This window comes from Synechococcus sp. R8-2 (assembly GCF_047461715.1).
In the GTDB taxonomy this organism is placed as follows: Bacteria; Cyanobacteriota; Cyanobacteriia; order Thermostichales; family Thermostichaceae; genus Thermostichus.
This window is the reverse complement of sequence record NZ_JANSHQ010000383.1, coordinates 1-2,549: the sequence shown is the minus strand read 5'-3', so window position 1 is coordinate 2,549 and position 2,549 is coordinate 1. Positions and strand designations below refer to the sequence as shown.

Annotated in this window: 2 protein-coding genes; both read right to left on the bottom strand. The window is 64.2% G+C overall.

Features of this window, described 5'->3' with window-relative positions:
* Nucleotides 1-861 (bottom strand): DUF3326 domain-containing protein (locus tag NW819_RS09425; RefSeq protein ID WP_414413578.1); only part of this gene is annotated, 861 nt, incomplete at its 3' end.
* A gap of 53 nt (nt 862-914) precedes the next feature.
* Nucleotides 915-2,450 carry a protoporphyrinogen oxidase gene (gene hemG / locus NW819_RS09420; RefSeq protein ID WP_414413577.1) on the bottom strand — a complete coding sequence of 512 codons (1,536 nt, stop codon included), beginning with the start codon at nt 2,448-2,450 and terminating at the stop codon, nt 915-917.
* Nucleotides 2,451-2,549: the final 99 nt, after the last annotated feature.

The following is a 2,549-nucleotide window of genomic DNA, read 5'->3' as shown; positions in this document are numbered from 1 at the left end:
ATAACGGCTGGCCAGGTGCAGCAAGCCAGGCCCCCCAAAGGCAGTGGCCGGGGCGATGACGCTGTCCACCTGCTCTGCTGTCAGGTCGCCCGGTTGGACGGGATCCCCGCTCTTGACAAATTGGGGAGCATAGCTGAGGCCCACCAAAACCGAAGGCAGGAAGGTAAACCCCACCTCTTCTGCGGCAGCGCGGGGGTGAACCGGCTTGGGGAAAGTCTCAGGGTAGAAAGCGGGGGCATGGGCACAAGGGATCCGCAACTCCCGCACCACCAGGTGGCTGATCAGGGCTTCGACGCCGGCCAGGGGATCCACCCCCCTTCCCTGCTCGTACTGGCTGAAGTCCAAGTCATCCGGAAAGCGGGCCACCACGGCAATGGCCTCTGCCCCCAGGCGAACCAGCTCCTGGGCAGTCTCCAAGAGAGCATCAGGCTGGGCCAGGGATCCCTGGCTGGCTCCTGAGGGGGAGAAGCCGACGGAAACGCCCAAGGGTTGGCGGGTCAAGCGCCAGGGGCCAATGTTGAGCCCCAAGGTGGCCTGAGCAGCCTGCATCACCTGCAGGTGGCGTTGTTGCAGATCGGGGGGGATCCCGGCATCCAGCACCACCCCAACACAGTTTTGGCGCACTGGCCGCAAATTCCACACCCCCGCACAGAACTGATCCAGGCCGTACCCTTCCACGTACAACACGTTCCCCATCGGCCAAAACAAACTGGCTCCGTTTAACACGTTGGGATGGGTGATGACCCGCTCTGCGGCTGCTGCCAGGGTGCGGGCAACAGGCAGGGCATCCCCGGCAAAACCACCGATGCGGGCACCAATGCCGGTGGGGATGAGCAGGAGGCTGGTGTAGGGATGGCTCATGCTGCTATGTCTACAGCACTCTATGCTGCTACACGCGAACGGGAACCGCACCGCTAACGCCGGACGGACAGGATCTGCTGGGCTAGGGCCTCGGCCCGCCGCACACAATCTCCCAAGGCCACGCCATCCAGGTAGTTGGCACACACCCACACCCCTGGGGTTTGGTCGGCCAGGCTGGCCTGCAATTGGGCAATCCGCTGCCGGTGGCCAAGCGTATATTGCGGGATAGCCTGGGGCCACAGGCGCTCTCCCAGGCGGATGGGTTCGACAGGGCGGGTGAGCAGGATCTGGCTGAGTTCTGCATGCACAATTTGGGCCCGCTCGTCAGGGGAGAGCGCCGTAATGGGCGGGATCCCTTTCTGACAGGCAAAAGCCGCGTCGGTGGCCCCCCCAATGAAGCTGACCAGGCAGTGATAGCCCTGAGGAGCCCGCTCTGGGAAGAGGGAGGAGGCCCAGATGGTGCCCAGGGTGCGCAGGCCCTGAGAGCGAGGGATCAGATGGCCAAACCCTCGCAGCGGTTGGGGGAGGGCTTCTTCTGGATAGGCCAAAGCCACCACCGCCACAGGCGGGTAGGGGATTTCCCTCAGCAGCCGGCTGGCCTGGGGGTTGAGATCCTGCAGGAGGGTGGCAGCAGCGTAGGCAGGGAGGGTGAGCACCACCTGTTGAGCCGCCACCCAGTGGATTTCTTCTGGGGCCGTGTGCTCTGCACCGCTGTCGTGTATGACGAAGCCCACCCGGTAGCCCGTCTCATCCCGCTTGAGATGCACAGCCCGCCAGCCCAGCCGCAGCGCACTGCCCAGTTTCTGGGCAATCGCCTCAGGTAGCTGCTGCAACCCCTGCCGCAGGTTACCCAGTTGGCCCCGCTTGGGAGGAGGTTGGATAGGGGAGTTGCCGCTGTCCTGGTGACGGGTTCGCGGGAGCGTCGCGTAGCGATAACGGCTGCGCAAAGCCTGCACAGCACCGGCAAAGAGGCTGCCGTAGCGTTCTTCCAAGCCGGCAATGCGGGGGAAGGCTGCCAAGGCGCTGAGCTGATCCGGATCCCCGGCATACACCCCTGAGGTAAAAGGTTCGACCAGCCGTTCCACCACCTCGGATCCCAGCTGCCGCTGGAAGAATTGCCGCACCGTTTCCTCTTTGCCCGGCGGTGGCGCGACAAACCCCAACAACCCACGTAAGGCCCGCAACTTGCCGCCCACGCTCAACAGCCGCGAGCCAATTGCCGCAGAAGGGCTCAGGGGCACCGGCAGCAGCTCTTTTTCCCAGTAGATGTAGCGGGGCAGCTTGGCATCGGCCAGCACCAGGTGCTCCGCCAAGCCCACCTCGGCAATGAGGTTAAGCAGGGCGGGGACGGGGGTAAAGCTGTTGGGGCCCTCTTCCCAGCGATAGCTGTCTTTGGATTGGGTGGAGATACAGCCCCCCACGCGGGAGCTGGCCTCGGCCAGGAGCACCGGCTGGGTGGAGTCATCCCTGGAGGATAGGCCCTGTTGCAGTCGCAAGGCTAACGTTAGGCCGCTGATGCCCGCCCCGACCACCACCACCTCGGCCTGCGAGGGCTGCGTCCCGCTAAAGTGCTCAACAGAAGAGTTCATCTTTTGGGTTCCAACGGGGTTTTCAATCCTCAAGAGTCAAACAATTATGCTCTGAGCCGCTCCCCGTCCCACCAGCGCGTTCGCGTCAGCGGTGCGGAG